A 2,541-nucleotide genomic window follows, 5' to 3' on the forward strand; every position below is an offset into this window, starting at 1 on the left:
AAACTGTTTCAAAAAAATGGACAAAAACTGCTATAAATATTTGTTTTTAAATATAAAATAAACTTTCATCGGTTTTTTCAAAAAAATATCCAATTTTTGATTTAAAGTATTGAAATATAATGTAAAAATAACTTTCAAATCAACTTTCACAATATATCTTAAAATTAAGGTTAATTTATTGAAATTATGGAAAAAATTGATGAAAGTTTAGATTTTTAAGTTCCAGAATCGTGTACAAAATTCATGGACTTTTTTATGCTAAAAATTTGATTTTTATGATTATTGTTCTGTACATGATGTTGTACAAAAATATATGCTATTTTGGGTCTAAGTATATGAAAAGTATAAAAATAATATGTACACATGGATCATACAATAATGTACAAATTTTAGTGGCTAAATTAGGTATAAAGTATTGAAATTTATTAAAAATCAATATGTACAATCCAAGGTTACTTCTTATGTCAACAGAATTAGTCAATTCAGCCAATATTATCCCTTTTCCTAAGCCATGTACCTTCTGTGAATCAACGCAACATGTACAACTTTTTGCTGGGCTGATGCTTTGCAGAAGTTGTCAGGAAAACATCAAAATTACCAATCCTGGAATGTTTGAGGCTAATGATCAGATTCAACAAAAAGCCCAGGATTAACCTGGGCTTCGTATAAGGCGTATTATGTTAATTTTAGAGATATTTAATAGCTGGGAGTAACATGCCTAAACAGCCAGAGTGGATAATACAGGGTAAAAGCATCAAACAATTAATTAAAGAATTAGAATCTTTCGAGGATCAAAACTTATTAGTTGAGATATCTTTTGATGATGGAGAAACATCTAAGCCTATAAGCTTAGTTGGTAAAATTGATGGAAAATGTATGCTACTAAGCTGTGAAAACCCAACAGAGTAACTCCTCCATTTAACATAAAGGCTGTTATACGAAGTTATAAATGGTGGCTAGTGAGTTGTTGGAGAGATTTCAGTGTATGTGTAAGAGTCCCTTTGGGTAAGACAATTTCAGAAAAACTTTTTCCATAATCTACTGTGTAAAATACGCGCTCAATATTTTTATGGAAACCAATACTCAAACCTAATCCATACTGAAATAGTTCTCCTGTATCTAAGTTCACCAGTTGATCATTACTTAATGAAAAATCAATCTGACTCAGAGGAATATCACCTAAATCTTGTTTAATATTATAAATATTTTCTAAATTACCTATAAGATCAACAAATAGAGGAACTAGAGTAATATTAGTATATTTTCCTGGGTATGCATGATCATCAATCCAAAAATTGAAAACGCCTAACTCTAGGTTGTTTTCAAGATAATACGTAGTATCCCATTGAATAAAAAAATCATTGTTATGTTTTACAAGCATTTATTTATATCCATAAATTTATGATCTCTATTTAACATAAAATCTCTCATGCGAATTCTAGCCCTGTATAGGGGGCTAGACATAGCGATTAGACCCAATTCTCTAGCTTTAGCCCATCGATTCGTTCAAATTCTTTTGTATTGTTTGTGACTAATACAACATCCAACGCCAAGGCATGAGCAGCAATCAACATATCTAAGCCGCCAATCGGTTTACCTGTGGATTGAAGATCCTGGCGTAATTTGGCGTAATGCCAAATTGCTTGTTCATCGTAAGGTAGGATCTCTAAAGGTGACAAAAACTTGTTTAACGCCTGTTTATTGCGTTCAGATCCAGACTTCTCCACACCAAAAGCCAGCTCAGATGCCGTAATACTTGAAATCGCAAGCTGGCCGAGTTGATATTGCTTAAAGCGTTCAAAAACGTGTTGAGGCTTATTGTTGATGACATAGATACAAATATTTGTGTCTAAGAGGTAAATCATTTGAACTCCTCACGGAACTGTTCGCCCTGATCAGCACGTTCTAACTGGAATCCAGATTCGAACTCGTTCACTGCTTCAAGCATGACGTCCCAAGGATTATCAATTGGCATCAACAAAACACCACGTCCGAAGCTTTTGATGGCAACTTCAGTGCCATTGAAACGAAAGGCTTTCGGCAATCGAACCGCTTGACTGCGACCCGTTTGAAATACTTTGGCAATTTCCATCTTGACCTCCAGACATAAAAAATACATATCAATGATACATACCATAGCATTAAAGTGTATAGAGTCAAAGCGCAATCAAAATCATGAGACAATAAAAAACCCCGACATCCTGTCGGGGTTTTTCGTATTTGGCGCTTAAGCATGACTCCTGTCTAGCTTCACGATCCTGGTGTCTGACTTATGATTATTGTTTTAGGTCTTCGAACATCCTGTTCTTGATGAGTCCATGATAGGAAATCGAGGATCGCCTGCCTATTGGAAAATTTCCTGAATGGCTGTAAGCCAGAACGTACAGTGAAAGACCCAAAAAATTATCCCGATAGTTGTCCGCAGAAAATGGGGATAATTTCAGAAATGGAAGCCTTAAGAAATCGTAAAAAGTTGCGATTTTGATTATTTTTTAACCAAAATTATTGGCAAGAAGTATCAAACATGCTCAAAAAAGATCC

General features: G+C 34.1%; 5 protein-coding genes. 2 read left to right on the forward strand and 3 right to left on the reverse strand.

What is annotated here, in order from left to right:
* Positions 1 to 461 precede the first annotated feature (461 nt).
* Both ADA42_RS01790 and ADA42_RS01795 read left to right on the forward strand, forming a co-directional pair.
* Entirely contained in the window at positions 462 to 653 is a 192-nt protein-coding gene (locus tag ADA42_RS01790) for a hypothetical protein (RefSeq protein ID WP_048763283.1), read from the forward strand.
* Positions 654 to 714: 61 nt separating this feature from the next.
* On the forward strand, positions 715 to 909 hold the full coding sequence (locus ADA42_RS01795) for a hypothetical protein (RefSeq protein WP_048763285.1): 195 nt from the start codon (positions 715 to 717) through the stop codon (positions 907 to 909).
* Between the two features lie 34 nt (positions 910 to 943).
* Here ADA42_RS01795 and ADA42_RS01800 read toward each other — a convergent pair whose 3' ends face one another.
* From ADA42_RS01800 to ADA42_RS01810, 3 genes are all read right to left on the reverse strand, one after another.
* Positions 944 to 1,381: an Imm42 family immunity protein gene (locus ADA42_RS01800; protein ID WP_048763287.1), complete on the reverse strand. Its 438-nt coding sequence runs from the start codon at positions 1,379 to 1,381 to the stop codon at positions 944 to 946.
* A gap of 88 nt (positions 1,382 to 1,469) precedes the next feature.
* Complete coding sequence (vapC, locus tag ADA42_RS01805) at positions 1,470 to 1,865, reverse strand: type II toxin-antitoxin system tRNA(fMet)-specific endonuclease VapC (RefSeq protein ID WP_048763289.1); 396 nt, start codon at positions 1,863 to 1,865, stop codon at positions 1,470 to 1,472.
* Complete coding sequence (locus tag ADA42_RS01810; RefSeq protein ID WP_004282079.1) at positions 1,862 to 2,092, reverse strand: antitoxin; 231 nt, start codon at positions 2,090 to 2,092, stop codon at positions 1,862 to 1,864. The genes vapC and ADA42_RS01810 overlap by 4 nt, the downstream gene beginning before the upstream one ends.
* Positions 2,093 to 2,541 lie beyond the last annotated feature (449 nt).

It is taken from the genome of Acinetobacter sp. 243_ASPC (assembly GCF_001054715.1).
Taxonomy (GTDB): Bacteria; Pseudomonadota; Gammaproteobacteria; order Pseudomonadales; family Moraxellaceae; genus Acinetobacter; species Acinetobacter soli.